Genomic DNA, 20,814 nt, shown 5'->3' with positions numbered 1-20,814 from the left:
TTTTGGTTAAGATGCACAACTTTCACATTCTTCTACTTCCAAGGACTTGCTGCGGACGTAATATACGGTCTTCACTCCGCACTCCCAAGCCAGCAGATAGAGATTCAAAAGTTGGCGCATGGTGAATTCGTTGGTGATGTAGAGGTTCATGCTTTGCGCCTGGTCTATATGCCGTTGGCGGATGCCCGCAGCACGCACGCTCCACGATTGTTCCAGCAGATAGGCGTCTTTGTAGAGCCAATAGGTTTTGTCGGAGAGGCCGGGCGCCACCCGCGGAAGCATGGCTCCTTTTTTCTCTTCGAGGAAGAAACGTTTCATCACCGGGTCGATGCCCGCCGTGGTTCCGGCAATGATGCCGGTGCTGCTGGTGGGGGCAACGGCCAGAAGATAAGCGTTCCGCATCCCCTCTGTGGCAACGGACGCCGCCAGTTGCCTCCATTGGGGCGAATCGTATCCGCGCTTGACGAAGTAGCTGCCCGTCTGCCAGTCGCTTCCTTCAAAACAGGCGTACTTTCCTTTCTCCTTGGCCAGCTCCATGCTGGCACGGATGGCGGCATAGTTGATGCGCTCGAACACCTTATCCACGAAGCGGAGGTGTTCTTCGCTCTCCCAACGGATGCCGCGCAGGGCGAGCGCATGGTGATAGCCGCTGACGCCCAGACCGATGCTGCGATAGCGATGGTTCGTGATTTGCGCGAAAGGCAACGGGTAGAAGTTCAAGTCGATGACGTTGTCCAATGCCCGGACCACGGTTGCCACCTTTTCCTGCATGCGCTCCTCATCCTCCAAAGGCAAGTGTCCCAACGAGAGGCTGGCAAGGTTGCAGACCACAAAGTCGCCGGGGCGGACCGTCTTCACCACCACCGTATCGCCATCCGTCGTCCGGATATCGGTAGAGACGGATTCGATGGCCGACATGTTCTGCGCTATCTCCGTGCAGAGGTTGGAGCAGTAGATGATGCCTTTATGGGGATTGGGGTTGGCCCGGTTCACCGTATCACGGTTAAAAGTAAAGGGTGTGCCTGTTTCCACGGCGGAACGGAGTATCAGCCTCACGATGTCTTTCAGGCTCATGCTGCGGCGGGATAGGCGCGGGTCGTTCACGCAGTCCCGATACCTCCGCTCCCACTCTTCTCCGTAATAATCTTCGAGGCAATAGCCTTTCACGGTCATGATTTCATTGGGGCAGAACAGGTGCCATTGGTTGTTCAGGTCTTCTTTCGCCATCTGCCAGAAGAGGTCGGGATAGCACACGGCGGGAAAAATGTCGTGCGCCTTCATGCGGTCGTCTCCGTTGTTGGTGCGGAGCTGCAAGAATTCGGGCAGGTCTTTGTGCCAAACATCGAGGTAGACGGCCACGGCACCCTGCCGCATTCCCAATTGGTCGACGGCCACGGCAGTGTCGTTCACCAGCTTCATCCAGCGGATGACACCTCCGGCCACGCCTTTGAAACCCCGGATGTTTCCACCCGTGGCGCGCACCTTGCCGAAGTACATGCCCATGCCGCCGCCGAACTTGCTTACGGTGGCAAAGTTGTCGATGCTGCGGTATATGCCTTCGAGGCTGTCGGGCACGGTATCGATGAAACAACTGGAGAGCTGATGGTAGGGCTTCCGGGCATTGGAAAGGGTGGGCGTTGCCATGGTCACTTCCAGCAGGCTCAGCATATCGTAGAATTTCCTCACCCACTCCAGCCGGTCGTGCTTTTCGGGCAGGGCCAGATGCAAGGCGATGCCCAGAAACATCTCCTGCACCGACTCCATCAGCTCCGCCGAGCGTGTGCGGATGAGGTATCGCTTATAGAGCAAGTCCAGCCCCGAATAGTTGAAGAGCTTGTCGCGTTCGGGACGGATAAACCCGGAAGCCGTTTCTATCTCCTGCCGCGAGTAGGAGGCGAGAATGTAACTGCCGTACAAAGCCGCGTCCGTGAGGAAACTCAGTTTATCGTAATAAGATTGAATGCCGGTTCTCTCCGCCTGCGCTTTCAGCTCTTTCGCCATACGGAAGCCGAGCAGCCGGGCGGCGATAAACTCCCAGTCGGGGGCTTCCTGCGTGGTGAGTTCCACGGCTGCCTTAATGAGCATCGCCAGCCGTTCTTCGGCCGCCATGTCGGGCTTGCAGAAACCTGCGAACTTCTCGGCCAAGACGTTCAGGCTGTATTCACTGCCCGTAAAGTCGTTTTGTATCTCTTTCAGCACATGGGCCACGGTCTCGTCTTTCGCTCCGTCAACAATCTGTGTGAGGGCTTTCCTCCGCTCGGTGCGTTGCCAGCGATAAAGTATGTAGCTTTTGGCCTCGGCATAGAAGCCGTGTTCCATCAAACTGCGCTCTACCTCGTCCTGAATGCACTCCACCGCACGTTTGTCTTCGTTCCGGTTCAGGAACTGCTCCACTTCATCGGTAATGGCGCAGAGGGCTTCGTCAGTAATGTCCTTGCCCGTGCCGACAAAACTTTTGCGTATGGCAATGGCTATTTTTTCTCTGTTATAGGACTCCACAGTCCCATTCCTTTTAACTATCTGCATGTGATGTTTTTGGATTTGAATAAAAAATACTCGTACACTTTTGCCGCCGTTCCCTAATCCCACGAGCGGAAGCGGCTTTTCGAGAATGGCAGGTCTTCTGACTGGCTCCTCGTTTCCGGCGCCTTCCCGCAATCTCAAACGCAGTTTTCAAGAATGCAGTGGCAACAGGTTGTGCCGGAAATTTAGACGGAGTTTCACAGCAGCGGGACTGTTCGGGATTTCCACCCGATTCCCTTTTAATCCGGACGGAGGGAAAATCCGCCCGAAACCATTTCAGGGACAAAGATAGCACAAATTGGAATTATTACATTATTAAAACTGCTTAAAAAAGCATCATCTGCCGGTTACTTGAAAATGAGCGGGAGGCTTCCCGAAGCACATCTTTCTTTTCAAAAAATCATACCAAAACAGATTCCGGTGCAACCATAAAAAATCAAAAAAAGAAGGTTAGGCAAGCTCAGTCCCATATCGAGGCTACATGAGTCGTATACTGATGTATGATCAGTCGTATACTGAAGCCACATCAGTCGTATACTGATCCTACCCCCTCTCAGAAGTACTTCTGGGCGGTCTTTTTCCCACTCTCCCGACTCGTTGCCGGAGACAGAAACCAAACGGTAAACGATTGTTACAGACACAGCGTTCTTGCAATCGCGTCGCCCGTCTTTTTCCATCCGCTATTCTCCGGCAAAAAAGCGGCCGGTACGAATTTATTCGCTACATTTGCAGCATTCTCTAAACACACTCCAACTATGGCACACCGTCTGAACACCAACAAGCAGTTTATGGTAGGTAACGGCATCCTTGCTTTCGCCGTGATTTTTGTAGTCGTCATCTTCGTTTACATGAGCATGAGGTTGCAACAACAGAAAAACGAAGAACGGAACTTCACAGAGACATACACCATCACACTGACCAAAGGATTTGCCGGAGATTCGCTCTCACTGCTCGTCAACGACAGCCTGCTGGCAAGGCTGAAAATCACCGAAGAACCGTTTGAAATGGAAGTGAAACGCTTTGCCGAACAGAGCGCGCTGATGATTGTGGACAACCTCACCGACCGGCTCTCCCTGTTTGAATTGAGCGAGAAGGGAGGCAACTACCGGTTCGAGAAAGAGAACGGAGAGGTGAAACAACTGTCGCAGACGCAGCATTAACAGCCTGAGGCACGCACACGTCAAAACTCCGTGCGGTATTGCTTCAATTCCATGCGCAAGGCTTCCGCTTTGCCCTCCGTCAGCTTGTCCAATAAAGCCCAAAAGCGTTCGCCGTGGTTCATTTCGCGGGTATGCGCCAACTCATGAAGCAATACATAATCTATCAGATGCTTGGGAAGAAGAACCAAATAATAGGAAAGATTGATGTTGCCACGCATGGAACAACTGCCCCAACGCCCGCTGCTGGAGTTAATCTTCACACTCTTATAAGGCAGGTTGTGCTTCACGGAAAGCATATACAGACGTGGAGGAAGAATAATCTTCGCATTACGGCGCAGGGCCTCCTCAATCACCTTGCGCAACCAAGATTGCAGGTTCCTGTCCGAGAAATCCGCATCCGGCGGACAGATAATCTGCATCTCGCCTAACTCCGAACGAGACAGGAAACGCGCCCTCTGCCCTGCCACCAAAGCCAGCTTAAAGAACTCCGTATCGATACGGTAATCCAAATCTATCAACTTGCGGTTCTGTTTCTCTCCGGCGGCAGCCCTCAGGCGCGGACGAAGCTCCTCCAAAGCTCTCTTTACCTCGGCAAGAGACGTTCCGGGAGGCACCGTGACGTGGACACCGTCTTCCCTCGTCCGAAAGATGAGACGACGCGCACGGACATTGACACGAATAAGCATAGGCCCGAACTCCTTGTCTTCCAATATGTGTTCCTTATGTTCCATAATGACAAGGCAAAAGAACGAAGATTTGACCGGAAAAACAAGTATTCGCCCGCTAAAAGCGAACAGAATGTCCGATAACGGACACATCCTCAAAAAAGTATCACACTAATACACAACACTTTAGTATCATGGCATGAAAATTGAATCAAGTATGCCGACGAAGTTCCATTCAAAAAAAACGCATCTGCATGCAACTTTTACGAAACGAGCCGCGTCTAACAAATAAAGACGAATACCAAATCAAAAAAAGAACGAATATGAAGAGCTTAACAACAATCATTACAATCGCTTTCTTGGCTTTCTGCACCACCGCCTGTTCGCAACAGCACAGTTATTATTCGAAAGGTTTCTTCAAAGGGAAAACCGTAAAAGCCAGCAAAAACTACGTGACGAAAGAAATCAAGATGGAAAACTTCACCAAGTTGAGCGTAGCCGGCAGCCCGGATGTCACCTATACGCAAAAAGCCGGCAAACCGGAAGTGAAGATATACACCTCGGACAACATCGTAGACCTGCTGGACATCCATGTGAAGGACAATACGCTTCACATCGGTTTTAAGAAGAATGTAAGCGTAACCTACGACAAGCTGGAGATTAGCGTTTCAGCAGAGAAATTGAACGGAATTGCCGTGGCAGGTTCGGGAGATGTGGAGCTGGCCAACGGACTGAAAACAGATGAACTCAAAATCTCCGTGGCAGGTTCGGGCAACATCAGCGGAGATAACATTTCCTGCACAGACCTCAGCATCTCCATCGCCGGTTCGGGCGACATCAACAGCAGCAACATCACTTGCAATAACCTCAAAACCTCCATTGCCGGCTCAGGCGACATGAAACTGAACAATGTGACGGCTGTATCGGCCGGCGTATCCGTAGCAGGTTCGGGCACCGTCATTCTGAACGGAAGCACCCCGGAGGCCGCATACAGCGTGACTGGTTCGGGTGACTTATTCGCATCCGATTTTGTTGCCAAGAGGGTTTCCGCCAATGTAACCGGTTCGGGCAGCATCAAATGCCATGCCACCGACTTCCTGAAAGTGCGCACCAGTGGCAGTGGAAGCGTAGGCTATAAAGGCAATCCGGAATTGGACTACCCGAAAAAAGGATTGTACAAGCTTTGATTAAGAGGATAACGGTCATGAAATCAGCGCCTGATAATAGCAGTGCAGGTGGCTTTTCTGCGACACATTCTCTTAAAAGGAACAGGCTTCTAAACAAAAATCTCTCTTAAATTACCTATATATTAACCTGAATTCGGTATAAAACAAGATGTTATATGCCTGTTAAATACTTGTATATATCTTGCCGTTTTCCTCGCATATATGAGGTGCTGAACGTCGCATATACGAGACCACACACGTCGCATATACGAGACTACACACGTCGCATATTCGAGACCACACACGTCGCATATACGAGACTTGGCACCACTGATTGACCCCTCCGGGAATGCCTCCGGGAGCGTTTTTTGTATAGGCGGAGTCTCTTTTTACATCGAACTCAGGTATATATTAAGAAACAGCATCTAATATGGAGAATGGCAAAAGGTTTCCGTGAGGAAGCCTTTTGTTTTTTCATCCCAATGGAGAGAAAGTGCATGAAAACATAAAAGGGACACCGCATCTCGCGGTATCCCGTCTATCTTAGTTAGTTACTATAAATGTTTTGAGAGAATTGAAACTTCACAGCCTCAACTTGTTTTAATAAAGCACACTAACTATATTATGTTTAAAGCAAATGAAAATATTATTTTATAATTGCAAAGAAAAATATCTACTCTTTGATTTCCTTCTCCTTATCCACAAGGCGCAGGCTGTCTATCACCTGACTTTCCTTAGCAACGGTCGTCTCTCCGGAAAGAGCCACCGAGGGAGCGGAAATCTGTTTACCTATGGTATCGGCCGAGGCCACTTCCTTCACATCGGAAAAGAATGAATGTTGCATCACATTGCCCAGTGAAAGAATCGCCGCCACTACCGCAGCAGCCTTGAACAAGGGTATGAAGCGTGCCGCCAGCGTCAAACGCTTTGCTTTGACCACCGGGACTTCTATTTCGGCCAATACCCGCGCATCGAAATCTTCGCCCAAGTGCACCTCCTGCTGAAGTTGCTCGTATACGAACAATTCTTTATATCGAAGCAGATGTGCGGGAACATCGCTTCCGCTGAAGAAAGCGCGCAGTTGCGCTTCCTCTTCGAGGGAGGTTTCGCACTGCCAGTAGCGCTTCAAGAGTTGTTCTATATATTTAGAGTCCATAACCTTCTGTATCTATAAACTTTTGTTTTACTTTTTGCCGTGCCCTGAAGAGGTTCACTTTTACCTGCTCCTCGGTCAAGTTCAGGACAACCGCTATTTCTTTATAACTCTTGCCTTCGACATCCCTGAGCTGCATAATCAGCCGTTGTTTTTCGGGAAGCTCGTTCATCAACCGGTGTATCAATGCCATCCGTTCTTTATTCACCAGCTTGTCGTAAGGGTTCGATGCATCGGCGAGCTGCTCCATGTCAGGGGTGAGTTCCACGGTGCGGGCATCCTTTCGCTCGCTCCGGTCTATCGCCAGATTCTTTGCCACTGTCAGGCAGTAAGCCTCGACCGAACCGAACTGCGCCCATTCATCACGCTTGTTCCAAACCCTTATCAGCGTTTCTTGCACAATATCCTCTGCTTCTGCCCTATCGAACGTGATTCGCAGAGCCAGCCGGAAGAGCTTGTCTTTCAGCGGAAGAATATCATTACGAAAGCTGAGTTCTTGCATCTCTAATAAGTTGACGGTTAAGTATCCAGAAAGTTACAGGCAAATACTATTTTTTTTTGCTTCTGATGTACTTTTTCTTTTGCTTGCCCAAAAGAAAGTACATTAACGCACCATCCTCGTCCCTCCCTCTTCTCCGATAGCCGCAACCGAAGTGATGATTACTTCGGAAACCCCGGAGGTAATTGCCTCGAAAGCATTTTCAAGCTTCGGAATCATGCCGCCTTGAATCACTCCCTCGGCCACATATTGTTTGAACTCGTCGGGAGTTATGTGTGGAATCACGCTGTCATCATCGTTCTCATTGCGGAGCACGCCTTTCTTTTCAAAGCAGAACACTAAGGTGACATCGAACAGCGAAGCAAGGGCTTTGGCGATTTCTCCGGCAATGGTGTCGGCATTCGTGTTCAGCATGTTGCCTTCGCCGTCGTGCGTCAGCGGAGCCATCACCGGAATGATGCCTTTGCAAATAAGGTCGGCCAGCAAAACGGCGTTGACTTGCTTCACATCGCCCACAAAGCCGTAGTCCACCTCTTTCACCGGTCGCTTCACGGAACGGATGGCATCCATGTCGGCTCCCGTGAGTCCCAATGCGTTGACGCCGCGTGCCTGCAAACCGGCCACGATATTCTTGTTCACCAATCCGCCATACACCATCGTCACTACTTTCAGGGTTTCGGCATCGGTGATGCGGCGGCCGTTCACCATACGGCTTTCGATACCCAGACTTTCAGCCAGCTTGGTGGCCGAACGTCCGCCTCCGTGCACCAATAGCTTATGCCCCCCGATAGCCGCAAAATCATCCAACAACTTACGGAGGGTGGCTTCCTCCTCCACTATTTTGCCGCCTACCTTGATAACAGTCAGTTTCTCTTTCATTGCTTCCATATAATTCGATTATCCGCAAGATGTCCTTGTGCCGGCTTCCGGCAGACAGTCGCAGACACGATGCGGATAATCAGTTCTCATATATAATAAGGTGTATACGCTCCGGTTTCTTGAAGAAAAAAAACGTATGCATCAGCGATTAACGATTAGGGGTTAGTGACTGGTAAGTGAAGGTATTCTTTGGAAACAGGTTCGCTTTGCAGATGCCCCACTCACCAACCGCTAACCACCATACGCTAACCGTTCTATTCCAAATACGTGTATCCGTATAGTCCGGAGCGGTAGTTGGACAAGAATTCCTTGCCCTCCTCTACCGAGATGCGGCCTTCCTTGACGGACTGCGTAACCCACGTTTCCAGTGTGCGCACCAGTTTCTTGGGGTTATATTGCACGTAGTCCAGCACTTCGGCCACAGTTTCGCCGTCAATCAGCTGGTCGATGGTGTAGCCCTTGGAGTTGACAGACACGTGTACGGCGTTCGTATCGCCGAAGAGGTTGTGCATATCGCCCAGAATCTCCTGATAGGCTCCTACGAGGAACACGGCCAGATAGTAGTTTTCCTTGTCGCGGAGCGAGTGCAAAGGCAGCGTGGTGGTATCGGAACGCGAAGTGACGAAGTTGGCAATCTTACCGTCCGAATCGCAAGTCATGTCCTGCAAGGTGGCTTCGCGGTCGGGACGTTCGTCCAGCCGTTGGATGGGCATGATGGGGAACATCTGGTCGATGGCCCAAGAGTCGGGCAATGATTGGAACAGTGAGAAGTTGCAGAAGTATTTGTCGGCAAGCAGCTTGTTGAGTTTGCGAAACTCTTCGGGCACGTGCTTCATGTTTCCGGCAATGGTGTTGATTTCGCGGCAGATGCTCCAATAGAGCTTTTCTATTTGCGCACGCGTGTTCAGGTCGACAATGCCGTGGCTGAAGAGGTCGAGGGCCTCTTCGCGAATCTGTTGCGCATCGTGCCAAGGTTCGAGCATGCTGCGCTGGCTCAGGTTGTCCCAGATGTGATACAGTTCCTTCACCAGTTCGTGGGCATCTTCACCCGGTTCCCAATCATCGTCCATTTCGGGCAGGGAGGCCGTCTCCAGCACTTCGAAGATAAGCACGGAGTGGTGAGCGGTGAGGCTGCGGCCGGTTTCGGTGATGATGTTGGGATGCGGAAAGCCGTGTTTGTCGGCAGCGTCGACAAAGGTAGACACCACGTCGTTGACGTACTCCTGAATGGAATAGTTGACGGAGCTTTCGCTGTTAGACGAGCGTGTGCCGTCGTAGTCCACCCCCATGCCTCCGCCGGTATCCACAAACTCGATGTTGAAGCCCGATTTGTTGAGCTGCACAAAGAATTGCGAAGCCTCGCGCAAGGCATTCTTGATGCGGCGTATCTTGGTTATCTGACTGCCGATGTGGAAGTGTATCAGCTTCAGGCAGTCTTTCATTTCTTTCTTCTCCAGAAAGTCGAGCGCTTCGAGCAGCTCGCTTGAGGTAAGGCCAAACTTGCTGGCATCGCCTCCGCTTTCTTCCCACTTGCCGCTTCCGCTGGAGGCCAACTTAATGCGAATACCGATGTTAGGTCTCACTTTGAGCTGCTTCGCCATCTTGGCGATAAGATTCAGTTCGTTGAGCTTCTCCACTACAAGAAAGATGCGTTTGCCCATCTTCTGCGCCAGCAGTGCCATTTCGATGAAACTCTCGTCCTTATATCCGTTGCAGACAACCAACGAGCCGGGGTCGGTATTGACACCGATTACGGCATGCAGCTCCGGTTTGGAACCTGCTTCCAACCCCAGATTGAACTTCTTGCCGTGCGTAATCATCTCTTCCACGACGGGACGCATCTGGTTCACCTTAATGGGATAGATAATAAAGTTCTCGCCTTTATACCCATATTCATCGGCGGCCTGCTTGAAACAGCAGGACACCTTCTCAATGCGGTTGTCCAGAATGTCGGGAAAACGAACCAGCACGGGCGCCGCCACGTCGCGTAGCTGCAACTCGTCCACCAGTTCTTTCAAATCGACGGCAACGCCGTCTTTGCGCGGTGTCACCACTACATGACCTTTGTCATTGATACCAAAGTACGAAGTGCCCCAACCTGTTATATTGTACAGCTCTTCTGAATCTTCAATACGCCATTTTCTCATCTACTTCACCAATATGTTTACTATTTGACATTTTACTATTTGCTATTGGGGACAAAAATACACATTAATCCAATATCTTCAGCCTTTTCAGCCGAGAAATGCACATTTACAGGGAATTAAAGTTTCAGGAGGTTGCGCAGCCGTTGCACAGAATCGGATATCTGCCTGCGGCTTTCCAGACGGCCGGCATCGAACAGGTATTGGGCCTGCGAGTAAAAGGGGGCACGCTTCTCCAGTGCCTCCAGAATAAAGGCACGCAGTTCTTCGTCCGTCTTGCCTTGCAGAATGGGGCGTTGCTGCGTGGCCACCCGGAGGCGGCGGAACAGGATGTCGGGATGCACATCGAGAAACACCGTCTGCCCGCAGGCATTCATGTAGTCCATGTTGTCGAAGAAGCAGGGCGTGCCGCCGCCGGTGGAGATGACGACGTCTTCAAACTCTCCCACCTCGTGCAGCATGTTCCGCTCCAGCTGACGGAAAGCATCTTCTCCACGACTGACAAACAGTTCGCGGACGGATTTGTGGAAACGCTCTTCAATGTACCAGTCCAAGTCGATGAACGGCACATGCATTTCGCGGGCAAAAGCCTTTCCTAAAGTAGTTTTTCCGGCCCCCATGTAGCCGGTCAAGAAAATACGTATCATATCTGCTTCCCTTATGCGCACAAAGGTAAACAATTTATTTAATCTCCCAGCCCACGGTGAAGGAAGATTGACGGACACAAGTGTCTGTTTTCACAAGGACTTGTGTTTGTCGTGACAGAGGCTTGTGTCTGTTGCGACAAAGGCTTGCGTCTGTCAGCTCAGAGACTTGTGTCTGTCAAACCCCCGAACAGCCACCGCCCGGACTCGTGCAGCGAGGGGACGCTCCGACCGGCAGAAGCCGTGCCACCTGCATACGGAACACCTCTGCGCAAGCCCTTAGCCATCAACACCCGGATGAAAAAAAGCGCAGGTGGCACGGCTCTCTAAACCAAAGAACCATACCATCTGCGTTGTGCGCGTCCGGAAAAAGCCTCCCGCACACCGTCCTTTCATCTTCCGGACCAATCCGCCGGAAGAGTGCGATCAAGAACGGAACACCTTGAAACGCTTGTCCATGTCTTCAAAGCTCTTCTCGCCCGGCTCGCCCGTAGGTGTGCCGAAAGGCATCTGAGCCACAAGCTGCCACTCTTCGGGCAGATTCCAGGTGCGGCGCACTTCCTCGTCAATCAACGGGTTGTAATGTTGCAGAGAGGCACCCAGACCGAGGTCTTCGAGCATCGTCCAAACGGCAAACTGATGCATGGCAGAAGTATGGTGCGACCAGATGGGGAAGTTATCCTTGTAAGAAGGGAACGCTTCCTGCAATTTCTTTACCACAGAGGTGTCTTCAAAATAGAGCACCGTACCGTGTCCGGCGGCAAAACAGCCGTCTATTTTGGCTTCCGTCCTGTCAAAGTCCTCGGCAGAGACGAGTTCCTTCAACGTGCTCTTCACGATGTTCCACAACTTCTTATGCCCATCGCCCAACAGCAATACCACTCTCGCCGACTGCGAGTTGAAAGCCGACGGCACGTGCTTCAGGGCTTCGCGAACCACGCGTTCTATCTCGCTGTCCGATACCGGCGAACCGCTGCCGATGGAATAATACGTACGGCGGTGCTTCATGGCTTCAGCAAATGTTCTTCCCATTTTTCTTTTCCTTTCTTTGTTTATATTTGAATAATCCTTTCGCAGCGCCTGTTCCGAACTTACCGCCCGCCTGCCAAACTTTCTTCCCTGCATGTTCCATGTTCATCCTTGCAGGCTTTGGTCAGGGTGCAAATTCATCAGTGCGCGAGAAAGAAACAACCTGAAGAGGGATTTTGTTCGGATTTTCTTCTTTACCTTTGTCCTCAGTTATGAAGAAAGAGAAATTTTACGTTGTATGGTCGGGTGTCACGCCGGGCATTTACAGCTCCTGGACCGACTGCCAACTGCAAACCAAAGGCTACGAAGGGGCGAAATTCAAATCGTTCGACACGCGTGAAGAAGCCGAAAAAGCCTTTGCCTCTTCGCCCTACCACTACATCGGGCGAGGAGGTTCGCCCACCCGTGCGGCCGCCCGAAAGCCGCAGGACGCCCCCCTTCCGGCAGCCGTCGTGGCAAACAGCCTTGCCGTAGACGCCGCTTGCAGCGGAAACCCCGGCGCCATGGAGTACAGGGGAGTGCACGTGGGCAGCCGCCGGCAGGTGTTCCACTTCGGACCCATGTATGGCACAAACAACATCGGCGAATTCCTTGCCATCGTACACGGCCTTGCCCTCCTGAAACAGAAAGGAATAGACATGCCCATCTACAGCGACAGTGTGAATGCCATCAGCTGGGTGAAGCAGAAGAAATGCAAGACGAAACTGCCGCGCAACGCCCGGAGCGAAGCCCTCTTCGAGTTGATAGAACGTGCCGAGAAATGGCTGCGCGAAAACACCTACACCACCCCCATCCTGAAATGGGAAACCAAACAATGGGGCGAAGTACCCGCCGACTTCGGAAGGAAATGACGGAACAGGCAACGGCTCTCAAAGATACCCCTTTCCGTTTCTTCCGGCATATACCTCACCTGAGTTCGGAATAAGTGATTACTTTGCTAAAGATGCGGGGCTTCACCCTGTCGGGCGGATATTTCCCGGATGCACCGGTTTACGGTGATTGGGCAGAAGAGAAGAGAGCCTTTCAGGCCGGCCGCCCCCGCCCTGTCTGACAGCTGCAAGCCTTTGTCGTGACAGAGGCAAGTGTCCGAGCCGGCAGACACAAGTCTCTGACGTGACAGACACAGGTGCTTGAGCCGTCAGAGGCAAGTGTCTGACAAATCAATATTAAATATCTGATAAGCAATGGAATTCGACTTTGGAGCACAAGCCTCCGTGTGAGGCTGTCGACCTGCTTCTTATCCCGAACTCAGGCAGAGTTCACACTCAGGTTCTTTATCTTTCTCGCCAACGCATTCGATATTCGATATAAGGCTTTGGATATGGGTTTCGTCCGTGCAAGAAAGAGTTTTCATCAGCGGATAAAACCTCTCTTTGCCTTGTCTGAAACAGGAAGAGATTAGGAGGGGAGTTCTATCTTAGCGCTTGCGATGTATATCGCAGGCGCTAAGATATATATCGCAAGGCGCAAGATATATAACGCAAGCGCTAAGATAGAGTTTTCTCCCGTTGGCGGCGAATGTTTTCAGGCAGGTCTCATCATCTTTCGGACGGCATCCCGTTTACTTCTCATCTTCGCGACAATATTGCATCTGCCGGTGTTACGGACTCTGTTTTTTTCCGACAGGCATAGATGAAGTCCGGTTTTCTTTTCCTATTTTTGCATATCACAACCATCAAGAAACCATGAACAACCGGAAAACCTTTTTATGGGGATGTATGGCGCTTGCGGCAACCGGCGTCAACGCCCGGCAGGCGGAAAAGCCCAATATTCTTTTTATTTTGTGCGACGACATGGGCTACGGCGACTTGGGTTGCTACGGGCAACGCTATATCCGGACTCCGCACATCGACCGGATGGCCTCGGAAGGAATGCGCTTCACACAGGCCTATGCAGGCAGTCCCGTCAGTGCGCCGTCGCGCGCGTCGCTCATGACCGGACAACACACAGGACATACCGAAGTACGGGGCAATAAGGAGTATTGGAAAGATGCGCCTCGCATCATGTATGGCGACAACGAAGATTACAGCATAGCAGGGCAGCATCCCTACGCCCCCGGACACATCATCCTGCCCGAAGTGATGAAGAACAACGGCTATACCACCGGACTTTTCGGAAAATGGGCGGGAGGCTACGAAGGTTCCGCCTCCACACCCGACAAGCGCGGCGTGGACGAGTTCTACGGGTATATCTGCCAGTTCCAAGCCCATCTTTACTACCCCAACTTCCTCAACCGTTACAGCCGTGCGTCGGGCGATACGGGCGTGGTGCGTGTCGTGATGGAAGAAAACATCAAACACCCCATGTATGGCAAAGGTTATGAACAGCGCACACAATATTCTGCCGATTTGATTCACCGCAAGGCATTGGAATGGATCGACAGGCAAGACGGCCGGCAACCTTTCTTCGGACTGCTGACCTATACGCTTCCGCATGCCGAACTGGCACAGCCCGACGATTCACTGTTGCAGGCCTACCGCAAGCAGTTCTTTCACGACCGCACATGGGGCGGAAGCGAAGGCTCGCGCTACAATCCGTCCGTCCATACACATGCACAGTTTGCTGCCATGATTACAAGGTTGGACGCTTATGTGGGCGAGATTCTGCAAAAGCTGAAAGAGAAGGGGCTGGACGAGAACACACTGGTGGTATTCAGCAGCGACAACGGCCCTCACGAAGAGGGAGGAGCCGACCCTGCTTTTTTCGGACGCGACGGGAAATTGCGCGGACTGAAGCGCGAGTGTCACGAAGGGGGCATCCGCGTGCCTTTCATCGTGCGGTGGCCCGGACGTGTTCCGGCGGGGACAACAAGCAGTCATCAACTGGCTTTCTACGATGTGATGCCCACTTTCTGCGAACTGACGGGCGACCGCCGTTTTCCCAAAAAATATCTGAACAAACAACTGGCGGACGACTGCTTCGACGGCATCTCGTTTGCCGCAGCCATGACGGGCGACAGCCTTCGCCAGCAACGTCACGATCATCTGTATTGGGAGTTTCACGAAACCGACCAGATAGCCGTGCGCCGTGAAGACTGGAAGATGGTAGTGAAGAAAGGAGTGCCCCACCTTTACAATCTGACTGAAGACATACACGAAGACCATGACGTCGCCGCCTCGTATCCTGACGTAGTGGAACAGCTGGTAAGCATCATACGGAAGGAGCACCGTCCCAGCAGGTTCTTCAAAGTGACACTGCCCGAAGCGGCGAAACAGCCGTTGCCTTGACATGCGACATTTATGTATAATCCCAAGCTTGGGCGAAGGCTCTTTTGAAACGCCATCGCCCGGCTCTTAAAAACACTATCCCTGATGAAAAAGACACTACTCCTTGCCTGCCTGCACCTATGCCTGTTGCAGGCGGCAGCCCAAGAAAAAGAACATTACCATGTGAAGCAGGTGGAGTTTCCGCAAAATGCCCCGATGGAACAAAAAACGGAAATGGCAGCCCGGCTTGTGCCCACTACGCAACAATACGAGTGGCAGAAGCTGGAACTCACGGCCTTTCTGCATTTCGGCATCAACACCTTTACCAACCGCGAATGGGGCGACGGGAAAGAAGACCCCGCCCTGTTCAATCCCACCGGTTTCGATGCCGAACAATGGGTGAAGAGCCTGAAGGAGGGAGGATTCAAGATGGCCATCATCACCGCCAAGCATCACGACGGCTTCTGCCTGTGGCCCACCGCCACCACTGCCCATTCCGTAGCCTCCTCGCCATGGAAAGAGGGCAAGGGCGACGTGGTGAAGGAACTGCGCGCGGCATGCGACAAGTACGGCATGAAGTTCGGCGTCTACCTTTCGCCGTGGGACAGGAACGCTCCATGCTACGGCGATTCGCCACGCTATAACGAGTTCTTCATCCGCCAACTGACCGAGCTCCTCACCAACTACGGCGAGGTGCACGAGGTGTGGTTCGACGGAGCTTGCGCCGAAGGCCCTAACGGCAAAAAACAAGAGTACGACTGGGAAGCCTACATGAAAGTAATCAACACGCTGCAACCCAAAGCCGTGGCCGCCATCATGGGTGACGACATCCGCTGGGTGGGCAACGAGGCAGGCGTGGGACGCGAAACGGAGTGGAGCTCCACGGTGCTTCCCCCATCTACGGCAACCGACTCGGAGAAGGTACTTGCACAGCTCGGCATAAACAACATGTCGAAAGACTTGGGCAGCCGCGACATGTTGCAAAAGGTGGACAGGCTCTTCTGGTATCCTTCGGAGGTAGACGTGTCCATCCGTCCGGGATGGTTCTACCATACGGCGGAAGACGACAAGGTGAAGCCGCTCGCCCACCTCGTGGATATTTACTTCAAATCGGTGGGCTACAATTCCGTGCTGCTGCTCAACATTCCGCCCGACCGCCGCGGACGGATTCATGAAAACGATGCCGCACGCATCAAGGAACTGGCCGATTACATCGCAGCAACATTCGCCACCGACTACGTGCGCAAAGGCAGCGCACCGTGGCAACCTGCCGAGGGCGAAAGCCGCGTGTACAAACTGAAAACGAAGGCAAGGATAAACGTCGTGATGCTGCAAGAAGACATCCGTCGGGGGCAACGTGTGGAGGCCTTCAAGGTAGAAGCCCTTACATCCGAAGGCTGGACGGAAGTGGCGCAAGGCACAACCGTGGGCTACAAACGCCTGCTCCGTTTCCCCGCCATAGAGGCGAAAGCCTTGCGCGTCACACTGATGGCATCGCGCCTGAAAGCCAACATAGCCAAAGTGGGGGCTTATTTTGCCGGGCCCGTGAAAGAGGCATCTAAGGCGAAAGAGCCTGACGCAATGAAACGCGACGGCTGGAAGCAACTCTCAGAGGCTCCGCTTACGGTCGATTTGGGAAAAAACTGCCTGCTGAAAAGCTTCACCTATGCCCCTGCCAACGGCGAAGCCACCCCCGACATGGCCTATAAGTTCCGCTTCTTGGTGAGCAACGACGGCGAGCACTGGACGGAAGTACGCACGCATGGCGAGTTCAGCAACATCATGCACAACCCGCAACCGCAGACCGTGGTCTTCGGCAAAGCCGTGGAAGCCCGGTACGTCAAGCTCGAAGCCACTTCGCCCAACGGCCGCAAGGCAAAAGTAACGATGGGTGAGATAGCGTTGAGCGATTAGCCATCATCCCAGCGACTGCATGTCGTTCAGCCGCTTGTAGTAGCCGTTCTTTGCCAGCAGCTCTTCGTGCTTGCCGCGCTCCACTATTTCGCCTTCGTAGAGCACGCAGATTTCATCCGCATTCTTGATGGTGGAGAGGCGGTGGGCAATGGCAATGGTGGTGCGTGTCTTCATCAGACGCTCCAAAGCCTCCTGCACAAGGCGTTCGCTCTCGGTATCAAGAGCGGAGGTGGCCTCGTCGAGGATGAGGATGGGCGGGTTCTTAAGGATGGCACGGGCAATGCTGATGCGCTGGCGCTGGCCGCCCGAGAGTTTGCCTCCACGGTCGCCGATATTGGTTTGGTAGCCCAGTTCGGTTTCCATAATGAAGTCGTGGGCATTGGCAATCTTGGCCGCTTCCATCACCTGCTCCGGCGTGGCGTTCTCCACCCCGAAAGCGATGTTGTTGAAGAACGTATCGTTGAAGAGGATGGCCTCCTGGTTCACGTTGCCTATCAAAGCGCGCAGATCGTGGATGCGGAAGTTCTTGATGTTCACGCCGTCTATAAGGATTTCACCCTGATGCACATCGTGGTAGCGCGGCAACAGGTCTACCAGCGTCGACTTTCCCGAACCCGACTGCCCCACCAAGGCGATGGTCTGTCCTTTGGCCACGGTGAGGTCGATGTGCTTCAGCACTTCACGCTTTCCGTCGTAGCTGAACGACAGATCCCTGAACTCGATTTGCCGCTCCATACCGGTCAGGGCAACGGGATGGGCGGGTTCCTTGATGGGATTTTCGGCATTCAATATCTTGTCCACACGCTCCATCGAGGCGAGTCCCTTCGGGATGTTATAGCCCGCCTTTGCAAAGTCCTTCAACGGGTTGATGATGCTGTATAGAATCACCATATAGAAGATGAACGTGGAAGCCTCCATCGAAGTGCCCTCGCCCAGAATGAGCAGGCCGCCGAACCACAGCACCAGCACGATGAGCAGTGTGCCGAGGAACTCGCTCATGGGGTGCGCCAGTGCCTGACGAGTGGCCACCCTGTTGGTTGCGTCTCGCAGTTCGTCACTGCACTGCCTGAAGCGGTCCACCATCTTGTCTTCGGCAATGAATGCCTTGATGATGCGCAGCCCGCCCAGCGTCTCTTCCAGTTGCGACATGGTGTCGCTCCACTTTCCCTGCGCTTCGATCGACTTGCGTTTCAGTTTCTTGCCCACCTTGCCCATGAGCCAGCCCATGCCGGGCAGCACCAAGATGGTGAACAGCGTCAGCTGCCAACTGGTGACAATCAGCGTAGAGAAATAAAGTATTATCAGGATGGGATTCTTGAGCAGCATATCCAGCGAGCTGGTGATGGAATTCTCTATCTCGCCCACGTCGCCGCTCATTCGGGCGATGATGTCGCCCTTTCTCTCTTCGGAAAAAAAGCCCAGCGGCAGGTGCATCACTTTGGAGTAGACCATCACCCGGATGTCGCGCACCACGCCTGTGCGCAACGGAATCATCACGGCCGAAGAGCCGAAGTAGCAGGAGGTCTTCAGCATCGTCATGAAGGCGAGGAAGAGCCCCAGGAAGAGCAACGTGGTAGACGGCCCGTAGACTTCAATGAGACGGGTGACGTAGTAGTAGAAGTTGTTCACCGCCACCTCTTTCAGGCTTCCGGCACCCCACTCCATGAAGCGGTAGGCCTGCGCATTATCTCCCGTCTTGAAGAGGATGTTCAGAATGGGAATCAACAAGGTGAACGAAAAAACGTTGAAAATGGCAGACAATACATTGAGCACGATGGCCCGGCCGATATACTTCTTATAAGGCGTCACGAAACGCCGCATCAGTTGCAGAAATTCCTTCATTGCTAATTGTTAGTGGATTGCAGGGACAAATATACGACAATAAACGGAAATACGGGACAAAGGCAACGCCTTTAGTACGCCAAGTCCACTTTTTCCGGAAAAGCCGCCAAGCTTTCTCTCCTTTTTATTTACCTTTGCGCCGTGACGGGAAAAATGCCTGCACAAACCAACGCTTAAACTCTTATTTCGTATGACAAGACCACGCTTCACGCGTTGCCCCGCCAACATCGACCGGATGGTACTTTGGTTCGGCACCGCCCTGTTCTTCAAGTTCCTGCTGTTCGATTTCATCTGGAGCATACCCACCACGTTCGCTTCGTTCTCCACCGTGGAGTTCTACGCCACGAAAGTCATCGCCACGCTGCTGCTGCTCGTGCCCTACCGTTTCTTCCGGCTGTGGAAGACGCAAATCGCCGTCATGCTGCTGATGGACATGCTGCTGGTGGCCAACCTGATGTATTTCCGCACCTACTACACGGCCATCCCCTTGAGCAGCTATGCCCTGTCGGGCAATCTGGCCGACTTCACCGGAAGCGTGTACGACTCTTTCCGTTGGTACGACGCCTTTTTCCCCCTCTCCACCCTTGCCTGCATTCCGCCCGCACTGCGCCGCAGGCAGATGCGTGAGCGCACGTCGTACCGCCGCTACGCAGTGCTTTCAGGCATCGCCATCGTGCTCTTCGCCACAACCACCTTGCTGAAGGGCGGTTTCGGCGCGGCCTATAAAGCCGTCCGCCAAGACGCCTACATGTGCGCAAGCACCACCTCCATGTACACCGTGTTCGGAGATATGTGCCACGACCTGATGAGCCGCAAGCAGACGCTCACCCCCGAAACACGGCAGCAGATAGAGGCGTGGTTGAGCCGGAAGCCCGTGCACCGTGCCCTGCCCGACTCCATCGGCACACGAAACAACTGCATCGTCATCCTTGCCGAGTCGCTCGAAAGCTGGGTATTGGAGACGGAAGTGGAAGGGCAGGAAATCACGCCCTGCCTCAACAGGCTGATAAAGGACTCCACCACCCTGTACGCTCCCCGTGTGCTGACGCAGGTGAAAGGAGGACGCTCCATCGACGCGCAGCTGATGCTCTGCGCCGGACTGCTGCCGATAGAAAGCGGCACATACAGCAGCCTCTACCCCGACCATACCTACCACACCTTGCAGAAAGCCATGCACCAAAAGAAAGCCTCGCGCAACTACCTCCTCACCATCGACAAGGTGTCCACATGGAATCAGGGCGTCATTGCTTACAGCTTCGGCACGGACACCATCATAGCCTATCACGACTTCAAGCTGGAGGAAGCCTTCGGCACGCACAAGCGCACGGGCGACGGCGCTTTTCTGGCACAGTGCCGCCGCAAGATAGAGAACGGCGAGATATGGAAGCAGGGCGAAAACGTGTACATGCAGCTTGTCACCTATTCGGGACACGCCCCCTTCAAACTGCCCGAAGAGCTGAAAGAGGTGCGTTTCTCCCCGGCCATCCCGCAGAAGATGAACGACTACATGACCACCGCACGCTACACGGACAAGGCCATAGGACGGTTTGTGGAATACCTGAAGACGCTGCCGCAATACGCCGAAACCCTCATCGTCATCACCGGCGACCACGAGGGGCTGGCCTCGCACCGCGAGGAGTTGTGCAACGCCCCCGGCGGCAAGGGTGTCGTGTCCGACAAGACGTTTACGCCCTTCATCGTGGTGAACTCGCCCATAGGCATGCGCTACGACAAGGTGATGGGGCAGATAGACATGTATCCCACGCTGCTGAACCTGCTCCGCCTCGACGATTACTGCTGGAGCGGACTGGGGCAAAGCATCTTCGACCCCTCGAAGAAAGGGTTCGCCGTCAGTCCCCAACTGAAGGTGGAAGGAGAAAGCGTCACGCCGCAGGAAGCAGCCTATGCGCAAGAGGCATACGAAATCTCCGACCGCATGATACAATTCGACTATCTGGGGCGATATGCCGGGGAATAGCCTTTTTCGGTA

At 53.1% G+C, this 20,814-nt stretch carries 15 protein-coding genes and 1 riboswitch; of the genes, 6 read left to right on the top strand and 9 right to left on the bottom strand.

The annotated features are described in order from the left end of the window. Positions 1-6: 6 nt before the first annotated feature. Positions 7-2,526 (bottom strand): ribonucleoside-diphosphate reductase subunit alpha, encoded by a 2,520-nt coding sequence (locus tag C3V43_RS10200; RefSeq protein ID WP_106070553.1) that lies wholly within the window; start codon positions 2,524-2,526, stop codon positions 7-9. A 70-nt stretch (positions 2,527-2,596) separates the two neighbouring features. Then, a riboswitch (cobalamin riboswitch) is annotated at positions 2,597-2,814 on the bottom strand. A 464-nt stretch (positions 2,815-3,278) separates the two neighbouring features. Between C3V43_RS10200 and C3V43_RS10190 the strand changes: the two genes are divergently transcribed. Then, entirely contained in the window at positions 3,279-3,683 is a 405-nt protein-coding gene (locus tag C3V43_RS10190; protein WP_106069714.1) for a hypothetical protein, read from the top strand. Between the two features lie 20 nt (positions 3,684-3,703). Here C3V43_RS10190 and C3V43_RS10185 read toward each other — a convergent pair whose 3' ends face one another. Further along, positions 3,704-4,414 carry a YgjP family zinc-dependent metalloprotease gene (locus C3V43_RS10185; RefSeq protein WP_315085178.1) on the bottom strand — a complete coding sequence of 237 codons (711 nt, stop codon included), beginning with the start codon at positions 4,412-4,414 and terminating at the stop codon, positions 3,704-3,706. Between the two features lie 257 nt (positions 4,415-4,671). Here C3V43_RS10185 and C3V43_RS10180 point away from each other — a divergent pair, with 257 nt between their 5' ends. Continuing rightward, positions 4,672-5,535, top strand: a complete 864-nt coding sequence (locus C3V43_RS10180; RefSeq protein WP_106070551.1) for a head GIN domain-containing protein — start codon at positions 4,672-4,674, stop codon at positions 5,533-5,535. A 652-nt stretch (positions 5,536-6,187) separates the two neighbouring features. Here the strand turns inward: C3V43_RS10180 and C3V43_RS10175 are convergent. The 6 genes from C3V43_RS10175 to C3V43_RS10150 form a co-directional block, all read right to left on the bottom strand. After that, entirely contained in the window at positions 6,188-6,670 is a 483-nt protein-coding gene (locus C3V43_RS10175; protein WP_106041320.1) for a PG0215 family putative anti-sigma factor, read from the bottom strand. Then, complete coding sequence (locus tag C3V43_RS10170; RefSeq protein WP_106069713.1) at positions 6,660-7,169, bottom strand: GFO_1088 family ECF-type sigma factor; 510 nt, start codon at positions 7,167-7,169, stop codon at positions 6,660-6,662. The genes C3V43_RS10175 and C3V43_RS10170 overlap by 11 nt, the downstream gene beginning before the upstream one ends. A gap of 102 nt (positions 7,170-7,271) precedes the next feature. Continuing rightward, positions 7,272-8,045, bottom strand: coding sequence for an acetylglutamate kinase (gene argB, locus C3V43_RS10165; RefSeq protein WP_106041318.1), 774 nt, complete (start codon positions 8,043-8,045; stop codon positions 7,272-7,274). Positions 8,046-8,299: 254 nt separating this feature from the next. Then, positions 8,300-10,192, bottom strand: coding sequence for a biosynthetic arginine decarboxylase (gene speA, locus C3V43_RS10160; protein WP_106041317.1), 1,893 nt, complete (start codon positions 10,190-10,192; stop codon positions 8,300-8,302). A gap of 116 nt (positions 10,193-10,308) precedes the next feature. Further along, positions 10,309-10,836: a shikimate kinase gene (locus C3V43_RS10155; protein WP_106069712.1), complete on the bottom strand. Its 528-nt coding sequence runs from the start codon at positions 10,834-10,836 to the stop codon at positions 10,309-10,311. A 423-nt stretch (positions 10,837-11,259) separates the two neighbouring features. Next, positions 11,260-11,865 (bottom strand): nitroreductase family protein, encoded by a 606-nt coding sequence (locus C3V43_RS10150; protein WP_106069711.1) that lies wholly within the window; start codon positions 11,863-11,865, stop codon positions 11,260-11,262. Between the two features lie 209 nt (positions 11,866-12,074). Between C3V43_RS10150 and C3V43_RS10145 the strand changes: the two genes are divergently transcribed. The 3 genes from C3V43_RS10145 to C3V43_RS10135 all read left to right on the top strand — a co-directional run bounded on the left by C3V43_RS10145 (position 12,075) and on the right by C3V43_RS10135 (position 16,982). Further along, the gene (locus C3V43_RS10145) at positions 12,075-12,713 is read left to right on the top strand and encodes a ribonuclease H1 domain-containing protein (RefSeq protein ID WP_106069710.1); all 639 of its coding nucleotides are present in this window, start codon (positions 12,075-12,077) and stop codon (positions 12,711-12,713) included. Between the two features lie 834 nt (positions 12,714-13,547). After that, positions 13,548-15,089 carry an arylsulfatase gene (locus tag C3V43_RS10140; protein ID WP_106069709.1) on the top strand — a complete coding sequence of 514 codons (1,542 nt, stop codon included), beginning with the start codon at positions 13,548-13,550 and terminating at the stop codon, positions 15,087-15,089. 84 nt (positions 15,090-15,173) lie between these two features. Beyond that, positions 15,174-16,982, top strand: a complete 1,809-nt coding sequence (locus C3V43_RS10135) for an alpha-L-fucosidase (protein WP_106069708.1) — start codon at positions 15,174-15,176, stop codon at positions 16,980-16,982. A gap of 3 nt (positions 16,983-16,985) precedes the next feature. On the opposite strand, the gene C3V43_RS10130 is transcribed toward C3V43_RS10135, so the two are convergent. Beyond that, positions 16,986-18,824, bottom strand: coding sequence for an ABC transporter ATP-binding protein (locus C3V43_RS10130; RefSeq protein ID WP_106069707.1), 1,839 nt, complete (start codon positions 18,822-18,824; stop codon positions 16,986-16,988). Between the two features lie 190 nt (positions 18,825-19,014). On the opposite strand from C3V43_RS10130, the gene C3V43_RS10125 reads away from it, so the two are divergent. After that, entirely contained in the window at positions 19,015-20,802 is a 1,788-nt protein-coding gene (locus C3V43_RS10125) for an LTA synthase family protein (protein ID WP_106069706.1), read from the top strand. The last annotated feature ends 12 nt before the right edge of the window (positions 20,803-20,814 follow it).

This window comes from Prevotella heparinolytica (genome assembly GCF_002998535.1).
GTDB lineage: Bacteria > Bacteroidota > Bacteroidia > Bacteroidales > Bacteroidaceae > Bacteroides > Bacteroides heparinolyticus.
Note: the sequence above shows the minus strand (reverse complement) of the source record. Positions and strands in the feature narration are given on the sequence as shown.

Excerpts from the sequence above, each read along its gene's own strand:
- speA (WP_106041317.1), bottom strand. The coding sequence starts at position 10,192 with ATGAGAAAATGGCGTATTGAAGATTCAGAAGAGCTGTACAATATAACA.
- C3V43_RS10135 (WP_106069708.1), top strand. The coding sequence starts at position 15,174 with ATGAAAAAGACACTACTCCTTGCCTGCCTGCACCTATGCCTGTTGCAG.
- C3V43_RS10150 (WP_106069711.1), bottom strand. The coding sequence starts at position 11,865 with ATGGGAAGAACATTTGCTGAAGCCATGAAGCACCGCCGTACGTATTAT.
- argB (WP_106041318.1), bottom strand. The coding sequence starts at position 8,045 with ATGAAAGAGAAACTGACTGTTATCAAGGTAGGCGGCAAAATAGTGGAG.
- C3V43_RS10140 (WP_106069709.1), top strand. The coding sequence starts at position 13,548 with ATGAACAACCGGAAAACCTTTTTATGGGGATGTATGGCGCTTGCGGCA.
- C3V43_RS10190 (WP_106069714.1), top strand. The coding sequence starts at position 3,279 with ATGGCACACCGTCTGAACACCAACAAGCAGTTTATGGTAGGTAACGGC.
- C3V43_RS10180 (WP_106070551.1), top strand. The coding sequence starts at position 4,672 with ATGAAGAGCTTAACAACAATCATTACAATCGCTTTCTTGGCTTTCTGC.
- C3V43_RS10170 (WP_106069713.1), bottom strand. The coding sequence starts at position 7,169 with ATGCAAGAACTCAGCTTTCGTAATGATATTCTTCCGCTGAAAGACAAG.
- C3V43_RS10155 (WP_106069712.1), bottom strand. The coding sequence starts at position 10,836 with ATGATACGTATTTTCTTGACCGGCTACATGGGGGCCGGAAAAACTACT.
- C3V43_RS10175 (WP_106041320.1), bottom strand. The coding sequence starts at position 6,670 with ATGGACTCTAAATATATAGAACAACTCTTGAAGCGCTACTGGCAGTGC.
- C3V43_RS10130 (WP_106069707.1), bottom strand. The coding sequence starts at position 18,824 with ATGAAGGAATTTCTGCAACTGATGCGGCGTTTCGTGACGCCTTATAAG.
- C3V43_RS10200 (WP_106070553.1), bottom strand. The coding sequence starts at position 2,526 with ATGCAGATAGTTAAAAGGAATGGGACTGTGGAGTCCTATAACAGAGAA.
- C3V43_RS10145 (WP_106069710.1), top strand. The coding sequence starts at position 12,075 with ATGAAGAAAGAGAAATTTTACGTTGTATGGTCGGGTGTCACGCCGGGC.
- C3V43_RS10125 (WP_106069706.1), top strand. The coding sequence starts at position 19,015 with ATGACAAGACCACGCTTCACGCGTTGCCCCGCCAACATCGACCGGATG.
- C3V43_RS10185 (WP_315085178.1), bottom strand. The coding sequence starts at position 4,414 with ATGGAACATAAGGAACACATATTGGAAGACAAGGAGTTCGGGCCTATG.